Source organism: Variovorax sp. Soil_C_33, assembly GCF_057656935.1.
Genome location: NZ_JBDGJK010000003.1, coordinates 53,350 through 68,136, shown reverse-complemented (window position 1 = coordinate 68,136; position 14,787 = coordinate 53,350). Strand labels below are relative to the sequence as shown.

At 68.7% G+C, this 14,787-nt stretch carries 14 protein-coding genes; 13 read left to right on the top strand and 1 reads right to left on the bottom strand.

Annotation, left to right across the window (positions count from 1 at the left end; all coding sequences use genetic code 11):
- Positions 1 to 17: 17 nt before the first annotated feature.
- The 13 genes from sctS (at position 18) to AC3A6B_RS05600 (ending at position 13,754) form a co-directional block, all read left to right on the top strand.
- Complete coding sequence (sctS, locus tag AC3A6B_RS05660) at positions 18 to 284, top strand: type III secretion system export apparatus subunit SctS (RefSeq protein WP_487835783.1); 267 nt, start codon at positions 18 to 20, stop codon at positions 282 to 284.
- Positions 281 to 2,056, top strand: a complete 1,776-nt coding sequence (gene sctC / locus AC3A6B_RS05655) for a type III secretion system outer membrane ring subunit SctC (protein ID WP_487835782.1) — start codon at positions 281 to 283, stop codon at positions 2,054 to 2,056. The genes sctS and sctC overlap by 4 nt, the downstream gene beginning before the upstream one ends.
- Position 2,057: 1 nt before the next feature.
- Positions 2,058 to 3,218, top strand: coding sequence for an FHA domain-containing protein (locus AC3A6B_RS05650; RefSeq protein WP_487835781.1), 1,161 nt, complete (start codon positions 2,058 to 2,060; stop codon positions 3,216 to 3,218).
- Positions 3,219 to 3,348: 130 nt separating this feature from the next.
- Entirely contained in the window at positions 3,349 to 3,555 is a 207-nt protein-coding gene (locus AC3A6B_RS05645; protein ID WP_436823171.1) for a hypothetical protein, read from the top strand.
- 72 nt (positions 3,556 to 3,627) lie between these two features.
- Positions 3,628 to 4,041, top strand: coding sequence for a hypothetical protein (locus AC3A6B_RS05640; protein WP_487835780.1), 414 nt, complete (start codon positions 3,628 to 3,630; stop codon positions 4,039 to 4,041).
- The gene (gene sctJ / locus AC3A6B_RS05635) at positions 4,038 to 4,808 is read left to right on the top strand and encodes a type III secretion system inner membrane ring lipoprotein SctJ (protein ID WP_487835779.1); all 771 of its coding nucleotides are present in this window, start codon (positions 4,038 to 4,040) and stop codon (positions 4,806 to 4,808) included. The genes AC3A6B_RS05640 and sctJ overlap by 4 nt, the downstream gene beginning before the upstream one ends.
- Positions 4,809 to 4,813: 5 nt before the next feature.
- A complete protein-coding gene (locus AC3A6B_RS05630) occupies positions 4,814 to 5,512 on the top strand; it encodes a type III secretion system protein (protein WP_487835778.1) in 699 nt (232 codons plus the stop codon).
- A complete protein-coding gene (sctL, locus tag AC3A6B_RS05625; RefSeq protein WP_487835777.1) occupies positions 5,494 to 6,132 on the top strand; it encodes a type III secretion system stator protein SctL in 639 nt (212 codons plus the stop codon). Before AC3A6B_RS05630 ends, sctL begins: the two co-directional genes overlap by 19 nt.
- A 58-nt stretch (positions 6,133 to 6,190) precedes the next feature.
- Positions 6,191 to 7,534, top strand: a complete 1,344-nt coding sequence (locus AC3A6B_RS05620) for a FliI/YscN family ATPase (RefSeq protein ID WP_487835776.1) — start codon at positions 6,191 to 6,193, stop codon at positions 7,532 to 7,534.
- Positions 7,534 to 8,016 carry a serine kinase gene (locus AC3A6B_RS05615; protein ID WP_487835775.1) on the top strand — a complete coding sequence of 161 codons (483 nt, stop codon included), beginning with the start codon at positions 7,534 to 7,536 and terminating at the stop codon, positions 8,014 to 8,016. Before AC3A6B_RS05620 ends, AC3A6B_RS05615 begins: the two co-directional genes overlap by 1 nt.
- A gap of 3 nt (positions 8,017 to 8,019) precedes the next feature.
- Entirely contained in the window at positions 8,020 to 8,799 is a 780-nt protein-coding gene (gene sctT / locus AC3A6B_RS05610; RefSeq protein ID WP_214693918.1) for a type III secretion system export apparatus subunit SctT, read from the top strand.
- Between the two features lie 5 nt (positions 8,800 to 8,804).
- Positions 8,805 to 9,836, top strand: a complete 1,032-nt coding sequence (locus tag AC3A6B_RS05605; RefSeq protein WP_487835774.1) for an EscU/YscU/HrcU family type III secretion system export apparatus switch protein — start codon at positions 8,805 to 8,807, stop codon at positions 9,834 to 9,836.
- Between the two features lie 105 nt (positions 9,837 to 9,941).
- Positions 9,942 to 13,754, top strand: coding sequence for a hypothetical protein (locus AC3A6B_RS05600; protein ID WP_487835773.1), 3,813 nt, complete (start codon positions 9,942 to 9,944; stop codon positions 13,752 to 13,754).
- A 1-nt stretch (position 13,755) separates the two neighbouring features.
- On the opposite strand, the gene AC3A6B_RS05595 is transcribed toward AC3A6B_RS05600, so the two are convergent.
- Positions 13,756 to 14,655: a helix-turn-helix domain-containing protein gene (locus AC3A6B_RS05595; protein WP_487835772.1), complete on the bottom strand. Its 900-nt coding sequence runs from the start codon at positions 14,653 to 14,655 to the stop codon at positions 13,756 to 13,758.
- Positions 14,656 to 14,787: the final 132 nt, after the last annotated feature.

The following is a 14,787-nucleotide window of genomic DNA, read 5'->3' as shown; positions in this document are numbered from 1 at the left end:
CGACGACGAAACGCGCCATGACTCCGCAGAACATCCTGGACATCACGCGCGAGGGCCTGCTCCTCGTGCTGTGGATCTCGCTGCCGGTGGTGGTGGTGGCCACGCTCACCGCGCTCGTCGTGGCGGTGCTGCAGGCCGTGACGCAGGTGCAGGACCAGAGCATCGGCCAGTCGATCCGCATGATCGCAGTGATGGTCGCGATCATCGCCACCGCCGGCTGGCTGGGCCGCGACGTGATGCGCTTCGCGGAGCGCGCCTTCCAGACGCTGGCTTCCTTGCCATGACGGTCGCGCGCCTCGATGTCATGAGCCGGCAGGCCTTCCTGCTGCTCGCCTGCGCCGTGCTGGTGCTGCTGCTCACGGCGCAGCAGCAGAGCGCGGCGGCCGAGCTGCGCTGGGGCAACAACCGGCCCTTCCAGATCGTCGCCAACGAGAAGCCCTTGCCCGACTTCCTGCGCGAGCTGGCCTCCTCGCAGGGCGTCACCGCGGTGATCGATCCGAAGGTGAACGGGGTCATCAGCGGCAAGTTCTCGGGGCCGGCGCAGAACATCCTCAACAGCGTGTGCTCGGTCAACGGGCTCACCTGGTACTTCGACGGTGCCTTCCTGTTCGTCGACCTGGCGGCCGACGCGAAGAGCGAGGTGCTGCCGATCGCCGCCGAGAACGCCGCGCGCATCGCCGAGACCCTGGTGCGGCTGCGCATCTCCGACGAGCGCTACCCGCTCAGCATCAGCGAGAGCGATGCCAGCGTCTACGTGACCGGCCCGCGGCGCTACGTCGAGATGGTGCGCCAGGCCGTGAAGCTGGCCGACCAGAAGACCGCGCTGGCCGACGGCGCCGAGATCCGGCTGTTCCCGCTCAAGTACGCGTGGGCATCGGACTTCAAGATCAACCGCTCGGGCAAGGAAACCGTGATCCCCGGCGTGGCCAACGTGCTGCGCAGCCTCTACGGCCGCAACGGCAACCAGCCGGGCAGCAGCGGCGGCGGCCGGGCGCCCAATGCGCCGTTCTCGGTCGGGCCCAGCCGGCAGATCAAGCTGCGCAGCGGCGAGAGCATCAACGCGCCGAGGATCGACATGCCGGGCATGGGCCCGAGCGCCGACAGCAGCTCGGGCGGAAGCCTGCCGAGCTTCGGCAGCGAGCTGCCGCAGTTCCAGGCCGACACGCGCATGAATGCGGTGCTGGTGCGCGACCGTCCCGACCGCATGGCCCAGTACGACCAGCTGATCCGCTCGATGGACGTGCGCCCGCGGCTGATCGAGATCGAGGTCACGATCATGGACATCAGTTCCGACAACCTCAGCAGCCTGGGCATCGACTGGCGCCTGCATGGCCGCCACGGCGACTTCCAGACCGGCCGCGGCGACCGCGGACCGCTCACCTGGGACGGGGCGACCACCGAGGCCGGCCAGATCGGCGGCGTCAATGCCTCGGGCCAGGTCACCACGCCGCTGGGCGCGATGTTCACCGCCGCCATCGGCAACAGCGCGCGCAACTACCTGCTGGCCCGCGTGACCGCACTGGCCAGCAATGGCGACGCCAACTTCGTCGCGCGCCCGAAGGTGATGACCCTGGACAACACCGAGGCCGTGCTCGAGAACCTGAGCGAGTTCTACGTGCGCGTCGACGGCTTCCAGGACGCGGGCCTGTTCAGCATCACCGCCGGCACCGCGGTGCGCGTGACGCCGCTGATCATCGACGAGAAGAGCGGCCGCGGCGTGATGATGTCGATCGACATCGTCGACGGCGACCTGAGCGCGCAGGCCGTGGACCGGATCCCGATCGTGCGCCGCCGCACCGTCAACACGCAGGCGCTGGTGGACGAGGGCGCCAGCCTGCTGATCGCCGGCTATTCGTCGGAAGAGAAGAGCAACGCGACCACCGGCGTGCCGCTGCTGAAGGACGTGCCGGTCGTGGGCAACCTCTTCAAGTACGCCGACAAGAAGCAGATCAACATGGAGCGCTTCTACCTGCTGACGCCGCGCCTGGTCGTGCCCGGGTCTACCGCGTCGGCGCCCCTTGCGCCGAGCCCGCCGCTGTCGGGGCCTGGAGGCTGACGTGGACACCGAGCCGAGCTTCGACGACAACCTGGGACCGCATGCCGCCGCGGCGGTCGCGCCCGGCTGGTGCCTGCGCTTCCTCAGCGGCGCGGTGAAGGGGCGCACCATCGTGCTCAAGCCCGGCATCAACGTACTGGGCTCGGGCGGCGAATGCGAGGTGATGCTGCCAGGCGGCGACGTGCTGCCGCGCCACCTGGTGTTCACGGTCGGCGAACTGGTGGTGTCGATGCAGCGGCTCGGCACCGCCTCGGCGCGGCTCAACGGCGAAGAGATGCTGCAGCCGCGCAGGAGCGTGGTGGCCGGCGACATCGTGAGCGTCGGCCAGATCGACTTCCAGCTCGACCGCAGCTATCCCGCGGGCGTGCAGGAAGACCGCATGTTCGCGCCGGCCCAGGGTACGCTGGCAGGCGGCGCGGCCGAAGCGCAGCCGCCGCTGCAGGGCGCGCGCCTCGGCCTGTGGGTCGGCGGCGTGGTGGCCCTGCTGGCCGTGCTCGGCATCGCCGCAGTCTTGCTGGGCGGCCGCGGCGGCGGCGCAGGCAACAGCGCCGGCCAGGTGAACCTGGCCGAGGTGGAGAAGGCGCTCGTGCCTTTCCCCGAAGTCGAGGTGGTCGCGGCGCCGGGCGGGCAATTCAGCGTCAAGGGCTACGTCGAATCGAAGCAGCGCCGCCAGACCCTGGAGCAGGCGATGGCGCCCTTCGGCCGCAAGGTCAGCGTCAACGTGCATTCGGCCGAAGACATGGTCGAGCAGGCACGGCGCTACGTCGGCGACCCCGGCGTGGCCGTCACCTACACGGGCCAGGGCCGTCTCGTGCTCAGCGGCACGGTGGAAGACAGCGCAGTGCGGCAGAAGATCCGTCGATTGAGCGAAGACCTGCATCCTTCGGTGCTGGTGTCCGACAAGGTGCAGTACCGCGAGAAGCCGAAGACCGAGGACAAGGACGCCGACCTGCGCGCCCGGTGGGACGGCTGGCAGAGCGTGCTGCCGGCGCGCATGGTGAGCATCACCGAGGACGGCAACGGCCTGCGCCACATCCAGCTGTCCAACGGCAACCGCTACTACGAAGGCTCGGTGCTGCGCTCCGGCGCCGAGCTCAAGCGCATCGATGCCGACGGGCTGGTCCTGAGCGGCGGCGTGCCGAACAACAAACCCGCGAGGTGAGGCAATGAGCGGCTCCTCGCGTTACCCCGATTTCGTGCGGCGATCCAGCGTTCGCGCGGAATGCCTCGTCCTGCCGGGACGAGGGCCTTCAACCCCAGAGAAACCTTCAACCTTTGATCAGGAGTGAAACATGGCAGGCTCAGTCGACAACTCGATCCAGCAGATGAACCAGGCCGCGGCGGACAACGCCCGGCTGATGTCCGCCAGCATGGCGGCATCCACCGCAATCCAGGGCGCGGCCTCCACCGCGCACACGGTGAACGGCGCCAGCGCCGCGGGCGGCGAAGTGGCCAAGTCCACCGGCAACGACATCCGCCAGTCGGCGAAGTCCTCGTAAAGAGCAGGTCCGCGCGCTGCCCAGGGCCCCCCTGGCCGGCAGCGCGCGGCCTTTTTTTCCAGGAGGTGAACCATGACCGATCCCACAGCGCTGGCCGCAGCGAGCGCGCCGCCGGCCGAAGTTGCCGGCCCCGCCGCGCAGCAGCAGGGCACGAGCGCTTCGCGCTTCGATCCGGGCGAGACCCGGATGTTCGCCAACATGATGCAGGGCGTGCAGGCGCCGCCGTCCTCGGTGGCCGCGCCCAGCGCGCTCGGCGATGCGGCCAAGTCGCTGGCCGCCCAGTTCTCGGGCAACGTGCGCTCCTACGAGGACATGCGCAAGAGCATGCTCGAGTCGATCGACATGTCCGACCCGATCAAGACCATGTTCGTCATGACCGACCACTCGATGGAGGCGCACATGATGTTCGCCAAGATGCACATTTCCACGGGCCTGGCGAGCGCGGCCACCAGCCTATTCGGCACCTTGCTGAAGAACCAGCAATGAAGCGCATTCGCTGGCTTGCGGCACTCGTCCTGCTCTTCGTCCTCGCGGGCTGCAAGGTCGCGCTCTATTCCAATCTCAACGAGCAGGAAGCCAACGAGATCGTCGCCGCCTTGTCGGCCGAAGGCATCGACGCATCCAAGAGCCGCCTCGAAGGCAGCAACTGGCAGGTCGAGGTCGAAGAGGGCCGCATGGGCGGCGCGCTGGAAGTGCTGCGCGCCCAGGGCCTGCCGGCCGAGCGCTACGCGAACATGGGCGAGGTGTTCCAGAAGCAGGGCCTGGTGTCCACGCCCTCCGAGGAGCGCATGCGCTACATCTACGCGGTGTCGCAGGAGCTGTCGCAGACCTTGCGCAACGTCGACGGCGTGGTGGCGGCGCGCGTGCACGTGGTGATCCCGGCCAACGATCCGCTCGGCGACAAGATCCGCCCGTCCTCCGCGGCGGTGTTCATCAAGCACCGGCCCGACGTCGATATCCGCCTGCTGGCGCCGGCCGTGAAGGACATGGTGGCCCACAGCATCGAAGGGCTCACCCACGACCAGGTCTCGCTGTCGCTGTTCGAGACGCGCAGGCTGGCGGGTGCATCGGCCGGCGCTGCCGGCGGCGTGCCGAAGCCGCTCGTGCTCGGCATGTTCTCGACCGAGACCGCGATGGTGCTGCTGGGCCTGCTGCTGGCGGCCGCGCTCTGTCTCATGGCGCTGCCTACGCTGCTGCGCCGGCAGGGACTCGACTGGCGCAACTGGACGCGAAGCCAGGTCTTCCGACGCTGATGCCGATGCAGGCCGCCGTCCCCGCGCCCCCGCCACCGCAGGCCGCACCCGGCCCGATGGACCTGGTGCGCCTGGTGATGCGCTTCAACCTGCATCCCGAGCTCGACCTGCATCCGAGCTGGCTGCCTTCGAACTGGCCCGCGCGGCATCGTTCGCCGGCCCGCCTGGGGCAGGCCGGCCGTGCGGTGCTGGCCGACCTGCTGCGGCGCGGCCAGGCACCGGTCGTTGCGGCGGCCGACTACAACTTCGATTCGCGGCTCAAGCGGGTGGCGCTGCTCGACGCCGCGTCGCTGCGAAGGCTCGCGGCCTACCTCGGCTTCTGCGCCCACCTGCCGCTCTTCAGGCTGCGCGGCGGTGCCGGCTTCCAGATCCGGCGCCAGGCCTGCCGCTTCGACGCGGACGCGGTGGACTTCGTGCTCGACCGCGTGCCGGAGCTCACCGAACTGCGGATGGACAGCGCCGTTCTCCAGCAGCGTCCCATTGCCACCGGCCGCGTGGTCGTCGACCGCGGCTATCGCCTGCTGCTGGGTGCGGCCGCGCCCGAAGGCGACACCGTGTTGCGCCGCCTGCAGCACAAGCTGCCGCGGCGCCTTTCGGGCCTGAGCGTGCCGCAGCTCGCGCCGCGCCAGGCCCGCCAACTCCACGAGCTGATGCTCTCGTGCATCGTTCCTGAAAGACTGCCGCAATGGGACTGGCTTTTCTGATCACCACCGAGAACCTGCAGCTCCTGAGCGAGCGCAAGGTGCTCAAGGAGAACGAGTACGCGGCCCTGCTCGACGCTTCGGCCGTGGTCGAGACCGCGCGGCGCGAGGCGCGCCGCATCACGCAGCAGGCCGCGCAGCAGGCCGAGGACAGCCGCCGCGAGGGGTACGAAGAGGGCCTGCGGCGCGCCAAGGCCGAATACGCACAGCAGCTGATGTCCGAGACCCTGGCCGCCGAGCGGCAGCTGCATGCCCTGCGCACCTCGATGGCGCAGATCGTGGTCAAGGCCGTGGGCCAGTTCATCGCCGATGCGGAACCGGCGGCGCTGTTCGAGGCCGCGCTGCTGCGCATGGACACGCTGATCCGCAGCGAGCCTTTCATCACCGTGCGCGTGGCGCCGGCGCAGGAAGCGACCATGCGCGAGGTGCTGGCTCGCCTGCAGGGCGAAGCCAACTGGCACATGACCGTGAGCCTCGCGGCCGATCCCGCGCTGCCCGCCGGGGCCTGCGTGGTGCAGACGGCCTCCGGCGTGCTCGAGATCGGCGTCGACGCGCAGCTCGAAGCCTTCCGCCGCGCGATGGAGCGCAACGGCATGGTCGAACCCGCGGGAGCCCAAGGATGAGCCCCGCCCGGCCGCCCGAAGGGGCTCGCAGCGCAGTGCGCAGCACGGAGGTCGCCTTATGACAGCGCACCGCCCACTGGTGTCCGATGCCGCGCTCGGCATCGTCGCCGACCTCGAGCAGGCCTTCGGCCGCGTCACGCCGGTGGCGATGCGCGGGCGGGTGATCAAGGCGGTCGGCATGCTGATCGATGCCACTGGCATCCAGGCCCACGTGGGCGAGCTCTGCGAGCTGGTCACGCCGGGCGAGCCGCCGCTCCTGGCCGAGGTGGTGGGCTTCCGCAACAACACGGCCATCCTCACGCCGCTGGGCCCGATCACCGGCATCTCGGCGCTGACCGAAGTGCTGCCCACCGGGCGCGGCCATGTCTGCCCGGTGGGCGCCAAGCTGCTGGGCCGCGTGCTCGATGCGCTGGGGCAACCGATCGACGATCTGGGCCCGCTGGCCACGCACGTGCAGCAGCCCGTGCATCGCGAGCCGGTCAGCCCGCTCGCGCGCCGCATGATCGAGGCGCCGCTGGCCACCGGCATCCGCGCCGTCGATGCACTGCTGACGCTCGGCGAAGGCCAGCGCGTCGGCGTGTTCTCGCCGCCCGGCGTGGGCAAGAGCACCTTGCTCGGCATGCTCGCGCGCGGCTCGACGGCCGAGGTCAACGTGATCGCGCTGATCGGCGAGCGCGGCCGCGAGGTCAAGGAGTTCATCGAGCACAGCCTCGGCCCCGAGGGCCTCGCGAAGACGGTGATGGTGGTCTCCACCTCCGACCGGCCGCCGATGGAGCGCATCAAGTCGGCCTATGTGGCGACCACCATCGCCGAGCATTTCCGCGACCAGGGCAAGAAGGTGCTGCTGCTGGTCGATTCGCTCACGCGCTTCGCGCGCGCGCAGCGCGAGATCGGCCTGGCCAGCGGCGAGCCGCCGACGCGCCGCAGCTATCCGCCCTCGATCTTCTCGATGCTGCCGCAGTTGCTGGAGCGCGCGGGGCAGGGCAGGACCGGCTCCATTACCGCCGTGTACTCGGTGCTCACCGAGGGCGACGAGGAGAACGACCCCATTGCCGAAGAGGTGCGCTCCATCCTCGACGGCCACATCGTGCTGTCGCGCAAGCTCGCGGCAGCCAACCGCTATCCGGCCATCGACGTGCTGGCCAGCATCAGCCGCGTGATGCCGCTGGTCGCCTCGCGCGAGCACCGCGCCGCGGCTGCGCACTTCCGCAGCCTGCTGGCCAAGTACCAGGAGATGGAGCTTCTGGTGCAGATCGGCGAATACAAGCCGGGCAGCGAGGCGCTGGCCGACGAGGCCATCGCCGCGCGGCCGGCGATGCTCGACTTCCTGTCGCAGCCGCCGGAGACCAGCCAGCCCTACGAGCAATCCGTGGCTGCGCTGCGGCGCTTTGGGGAGCGCTAGTGGCCATCGACTGGAAGTTGCTGATCGACGTGCGCGAGCGCCAGAAGAGCGTCGCGATGGGCATCGTCGCGCGCGACCGCGAGGCCGCCGAAGAAAGCCATGCGCAGCTGCAGCAGGCCGAGGCCTGGCGGCAGCAGCAGGTGCAGAGCAAGGCGCAGCACTGGCAGGCCACCGTGGGCGCGCTCTCGGGCGGCCAATGCAGCATCGCGCAGCTACGCCATGCCGGCGCGTGGAGCGGCGCGCTCGATGCGCAGATCGCAGAGGCCAGTCACGCCGCGCAGCAGGCCGGGCAGACGCACGCGCAGCGCGAGCAGGTGCTCGAAGCGAGCCGCCAGCAGCTGCGCGCGGCCAGCGGCGAACTCGAGAAGGCGCAGCAGATGCAGCAGCGCGCACGCACCGAAAGGCTGCGCCTCATGGAACTTCGGCAGGACGAAGCGGCCGAGGAAACGGCTTCGCAGGCCTGGGCCGCGCGCCGGAACTAGCCCATGGACACCATCGAACTCGCCAGCATCGAGAAGTTCTTCTCCGCCGTGGTGCTCACGCTGCCGCGGCTGTTCGCGATCTTCGCGGTCGTGCCTTTTCTGTCGGGCGGCATGATCACCGGCATCGTGCGCAACGGCCTCCTGCTGATGCTGGCGATCTTCATGTCGCCGGTGGCGGGCGACATGCCCTCGGCCTCCATCGGCACCTGGGTGCTGATCGCCGGCAAGGAGGCGCTGATCGGCCTGCTGCTGGGCCTGGGCTTCGGCATCTTCATCTGGGCCATCCAGAGCGTGGGCGACCTGATCGACTTCCAGACCGGCTCCGCCAACGCCTCCTTCTTCGACCCCGTGGCCGGGCACGAGAACGGGCCCACCGGCGAGTTCCTGGGCTGGATGGTGATCACGCTGTTCGTGTCGGCCGGCGGCCTGCTCGCCATGCTGGGCGTGGTCGTCGACTCCTACCGCCTGTGGCCGGTCGCCTCCTTCTTTCCCAATCTTGGCGCGGTGCTGGAGCAATTCGCGATCCGCCAGGGCGACACGCTGTTCCTCTGGATCGTGAAGCTTGCCGCGCCGGTGATCTTCGTGCTGCTGCTGGTCGAGTTGGGTATGGGCCTCATCAGCCGCGTGGCGCCGCAGCTCAACGTGTTCGTGTTCTCGCAGCCGCTCAAGAGCCTGCTGGCGCACTTGATGATGCTGCTTTTCCTCTTCTTCGTGTACGAGTCGCTGCAGGAATTCCTGCGGCCCGAGAACGGCGTGCTCGACTTTCTTAGAGCGACCTTGTAGCGACTATGGCCGAGAAAGACCAGAAGCCCACACCCAAGCGCCTGCGCGATGCGCGCAAGCGCGGCGAGGTGGTGTTCAGTGCCGACGTGGCCTCGACCACCGTGTTCGCCGTGGTCGTGGTGTCGATGTGGCTGGGTGGCGAGACCATCTACAGCCTGCTGCGCGAACTCTGGCTGCACGCGACCAGCACCAGCCTGCTGACGCAGCCCGACGACCGCTTCGCCGAGCTGCTGCTGCACACCGGCGAGGCGCTGCTGTGGGGCACGCTGCCGATTATGGGCATTGCCGCGGCGGCTGGCATCGTGGGCTCGCTGTTCCAGGTCGGCGGCGTGGCGGCCTGGGAACGCCTCAAGCCCGACATGAACCGCCTAAACCCGGCCGAGGGCGCGAAGCGCATCTTCTCGACGCGCAACCTCATCAACCTGTTGAAGATGAGCGTCAAGACCGTGCTGCTCGCGGCGCTGATGTATGTGGTGGTGCACGGCTTCGTCGATACCTCGCTCAAGCTGGGCTACGCGCGGCCGGCCGCGATCATGACGGCCGCGGCCCACATGACGCTGGTCGCCTTCGGCTGGGCGGTGCTGATCTATGCGCTGATGGCGCTGGTCGACTACGCCCACGAGCACTTCGAGTTCATGAAGCAGCAGCGCATGTCCGTCGAGGACATCCGGCAGGAATACAAGGAAAACGAAGGCGATCCCATCAACCAGTCGCGGCGCCGCTCGGCGCATTTCGAGGCCGTGTATGCGAGCCTTTCCGACCGCGTGCGCATGGCCTCGGCCGTGATCCATTCGGCCCGCACCGCGGTGGCGCTGCAATACCTCGGCGAGACCGATTTGCCGCGCGTGATCGCGCGCGGCGAGGGCGAGGTCGCCGCGCAGATCCGCCGCTTCGCCGGCGAAGGCCTGGTGCCGATGGAGTTCGAGCCGCAGCTCGCCGAACACATCTACGCCGAGGTGCCGGTGGACCAACCCATTCCGCGCGCGCTGTATGCGCCGGTGGCCAGGCTGTTGAGGTGGGCGCAGGGCGATGAGTGACCCGGCCCGTCGCACGCCCGGCCCAAGCTACGAGAACTCGTGCTTGCGAAGCATGCATGCACGGCTTGCAATCGGACTCGCTGTCCATCCCTAGGAGTCAACGTCATGTCATCACCCGTCTCAGGAGGCCGCCTCCTCACCCAGGCCCCGAACGATGCCGCCGCATTGCGGGCCGCGGAAGATGCCGCGCGGCGAGCTGCCGAGGAGGCGAGGCGCCAGGCCGAGGAAGCGCGCCGCAAGGCCGAGGAGGCCCGCAAACAGGCCGAGGCCGCGCGCAAGGCTGCCGACGATGCCGCCGCCAAGGCCAAGAGCGGCGGCAGCCAGAGCGACAAGGACGAAGCCACGCGCCTGGAGAGCACGGCCAAGGACAAGGAATTGGCCGCAGCCAAGCTGCAGGCCAAGGCCGTGCTCAAGGAAAAGGAGCAGGCGCTGGCGGAATCGAAGTACACCGACGCCACGCAGGGCCGTGCGCCGGGAAGTCCCTCGCAGACCACGCGCGATGCGCAGGCCCAGGTCACCCAGGCCCAGGCCTCGGTCGACTTCTACGAGAAGCCGACGCAGCCGGTGCTGACGAAGCCGATCGACGCCGGCGAGTTCGGCCAGGTCCGCCCCGGCGAAGGCCTGGACCAGTTCGCACGCCGCAACGGCATGACGCGCGCGCAGTTCCTCGCCCTCAACCCGCAGTTCGACAAGACCACGGCGAACTACGATCCCGGATCGCCGCCGGCTGCCGAAGGCAAGCGCGATCTCGACGGCCTCGAGGACACCGAATGGCTGCGCGTGGCACCCGACGAGCTGGAGCAGCCCGCCGTGTCCAAGCCGCCGGCGCCGGCCCTGCCCACGGCGGAGGATGTGGGCGGCCTGCGCGTGGACGGGCTCACGCTGCATGAATCGACGATGGCCGCGCTGATGAAGCAGTACGGCGAGGCGCCCGAGGGCTCGGACCAGCGCCGCTTCGCGATGCTCGTGCGTGCCCAGGGCGCGATCGACGGCGGCGTGCAACTGAGCGATGACGACTACCGCAAGGACATGCCCTCCAACGTGGTCACCGATGGCGTGATCGACAAGGACAAGGTCGCTGCCGGCCTCAAGGAGCTGACCGCGAAGCCCGAGTTCTCCAAGCAGTTCGCCGGCGACTACCAGAAGGAACTCGACAAGCAGTTTCCCAAGTATTTCCCCAACGGCGCCGCGCCGGCCGACAAGCGCGACGCGCTCTGGGCCGGGCTCACGCACGGCGAGGGCAGCTCGTTTCCGGCCTATGGCCAGGGCAGCCGCACGAGCACGCCATATCCGCCGCTGCTGGGTGGACCGCTCTACACCAACGGCAACGGCCTGCCTTACACCCCCGCCGACCGGGCGCGCGGCAATTCGCTGCTCGCGACCACGCAGGTTCCAGGCCTGCCGCTGATGCCCGGCACCGGCCCGTCGACCTCGAGCCCCCTCCTGGTGGACAAGAGCGGCCCCTGGCTTGCCAACGTGCAGAAGACCGTGCCCGGCAGCCAGGCGGTGGTGGACCCGCTGACGAAGGAACTGAGCCTCGAAGTGGTCGAAGAGCTCAAGAAGCAGGCCGGGCAGGGGAGCCAGGCGCCGGTGTTCGGCGGCTTCTACGGCTCGTCCGGCAACGTGTCGATCGGCAAGGTGGATGCCAAGCTGGCCGCCGACCACCCCGATCTCACGCCGCAGCAGCGCGCCGACGTGATCGAGCAGGGCTACGAACTGCTGGGCATCTCCGACCGCCAGGCGAAGGCGTACACCGCGGCGGCGGCGCCCTACCTGGAAGTGCGCAACGTCAAGCTCGACGCGCGCGACCAATTCAACAGCCAATACACGCAGAATCCGCCGCAATACCTGACGCTGCGCAAGGATGCGCCGCAGTCGGCGGTGGATGCCTGGAAGGCGCTGCAGAACACCACCGCGATGCGCGGCACGCTGGACCCCAGCGTCTCGCTGGTCCCCGCGCCGGGCACGGCTCCCGCCAAACCCAATCCTGCGCTCGACGCGCTGGGCAGCGACGACCTCAAGAAAGCGGGGGACGCCACGCTGGACGGCAAGTTCACGCGGCAGTCGGTGGCGCAGCAATACGCCGACTACATGACTTCGCCCGAGTACACGAACTACCTCGATTCGCTGTCCCCCGAGGATCAGAGCAAGGAGGTGCAGAAGGGCCTGCTCAACATCCAGGCCTTCGATGCCGATCTCGCGACCAAGACCGCCGACAAGATCGGCAACCGCATCTTCGAGCAGACCTATGCGGGCGTACGGCCGAGCGAGACCGACGACGACGCGGGCCAGGCTGCGACCTACGCGACGGTTACCTTGCTGCGCTGGTCCTTCCGCGGCACCGGCCAGATCATCGGAAGCACGAAGGAGAACTGGCAGGCCGCGGGCGAGCTGTTCAAGCTGATGAAGAAAGTCGATGCCCAGGGGGGCGATCCAGGCAACGTGCAGCAGGTCGAGAACGAGATCAACCGCCAGCAGAACGCGGGCGAGATCAGCGCCGACGACGCGAAGTCGAGGCTGCAATGGGTGCGCGACATCAACGACCATGGCGGCTGGGCCAGCGCCGCCGGCCTGGTCAACGCCTTCGTGGCGAACGACAAGTTCGGCGACCCGGCGTTCCGCCAGAAACTGCAGGACGGCGACGCCAACGCATGGATGCAGGTCGTCACCCACGTAGACATCGGCCTGTCCTACGGCGAGCACTACCTCAAGATGGGCGCCCTCGCGGAATCCAAGATCACCAAGACATCGCACCTGGCCGATGCGGTCGGCCTGAAATACAAGGGTTCCTTCGGCCAGGTCATCAACCAGGCCAAGACCTCGTTCCGCCCGACAATGGGTGAGATGAGCGACGCGCTAAAGGGCGTGGACCTGACGGACAAGGCTGCGGTGGAGAAGGCGCTGACCGACAACATGGACCCGAAGCGCAAGGTGTTCGCCGCCGTCAAGTACGACAACGAGGGCATCGCGAACAAGATCGCCACCGAAGCCGGGGGCATGAAACTCACCCCGGCGGAGATCGATGCGCTGAAAACCAACGCCGACGCCCGGCTTGGCTTCCTGTCCATGTCCACCGGCGAACAGGCCAGCACGCCCCTGGGTCAATCGATCGCGAAGCAATCGACGGCCCTGGTCGGCGTGGACCTCTCCGATGCCAAGGCCGTGGCGAACGCTCTCCAGGGTGCGGGCTTCGGTGCACAGGACGCGGACTTCATCGGCCAGCGCATCGCCGACACCCACAGCTCCGGGCCGGCGCGCGCGGGCAACCGGTTCGAGGTCTACGGGAAGCTGCTCAACGACACCTATGTGCGTGCGCCGAGCGGCTATGCGCAAGGCCTCTCGGCCGCCAGCAAGGCGACCGATGCGGCGGTGCTCGGCCGCTTCCTGGTGGCGCCCGATGCGGCGCACGCGGCGCCCGACGGTGCGCGTGCGCTGCGCTATGCCGCCGTGCCGATCAAGGGCGCCATCGCGATGCTGGACGTCGCGGCCGGTCCGCTCGCCGCGTACTTCGGCATCCAGCACATCCGTGAAGGCCTCGACCAGGGCAACAACGGCTACGTCGCCGCGGGCACGGTCGAGCTGCTCGGCGCCGGCGCCATCACGGCCGGCGGGCTGGCCGAGCTGGGCATCCTGGCGAGCGCCGCGGCCGGGCCGCTCTTCATCGTCGGCCTGGGCCTGACGGTGGCCGGCTTCGTGATCTACGAGCTGTCCAAGCCCTCGGAGATCGAACAGAACACCAAGTCGCTGCAGGACTACTTCCGCAATCTCGAGGACGCCGGCCCAGGCGTTCTCGAAGGCGACTGGGAGAAGCAGGTCAAGGAATGGTCCGACGCCAACCAGACCGGCAGCCCGCGCATCCTCGCTCCCGGGCCGCTGGACGGCCGCCAGCGAGAACCTGCCAACACCGGCGTGGCCTGATTCATTCGACGATGCCGTTGCGCGCCGACGGCGGCTGCAGCGCATCGAACACCGAGAGCCTGCGGTATTCGCCGGGCAGCACCGCGTAGGTGCTGAGGAAGGTCTTGTGCAGATGGCTCTGATCGGTGAAGCCGGCGGCATGCGCAGCGTAGGTCACGCGTGCGCCGCCGGCGATGAGGTCGCGCGCATATTCGACGCGGTGGCCCACGAGCAGCTCGTGCGGCGTGAATCCCAAGGCGCTTTTGAAGCGGCGCTGGAGATGCACTGGGTGCCAGCCCACCGCATCGGCCAGCGCAGCCAGCGTGAGCCGCTGGCGAAAGCCCTTGGCGATCAGCTCATAGAGGCGATTCACGCGATCGTCGCCGCTGTCGATCGTGGTCGCGTAATCGCGCGTTTGCGTCCGAACCGCGACGGCCTGCGGCGGAATCCATTGCGCCAGCCGCTGGCGCAGCAGGGAACGGCCGGCCGCACCGATTTCCTCGTTGCCGGAGCGTGCCGCTTCGTACAGCAGTCGATGGCATTCGATGAACTCGCGCGCGGAGGTGGGGTCCGTGAAGATCGATACCGCTGCATCGTCTTCCTCCCGCTGCGTTCGCACGATGTCGTCCGAGGGGTTCACGCAGCGCGCAACCGCGAAGCTGCAGTACAGCGCATCCTCGCGCCAGGGTGCGGTGCGAGCCTGCACCGAATGCCACACATGCGGCGCGATGCGCAGCAGCGCGCCCGGCTGCACGACCACGATGCCGGCGATGGTCCGCACGCGCAACTCCGTGTCGGACACCGAGAGCGAGAAGCCGCCGTGCCTGTGCGGCCGGATCTCGCGCTGCAGGAATCGGTTGGCGGTGAATTGAAGACCTGCCAGGTCGACGTCTCGCCAATAGGAGGAAGCAAGGAGGTCCATCGAAGGCCATGAATTTACCGCATGGGTCGATGCGCACGTTAAGAATCTACAAGGCGATGCAGGTGCCCTTTGGTAACTTGGCACTCGAACGCGGCGCTGCCGAACCACCGACGTGAGCTGCACGACGGCAAA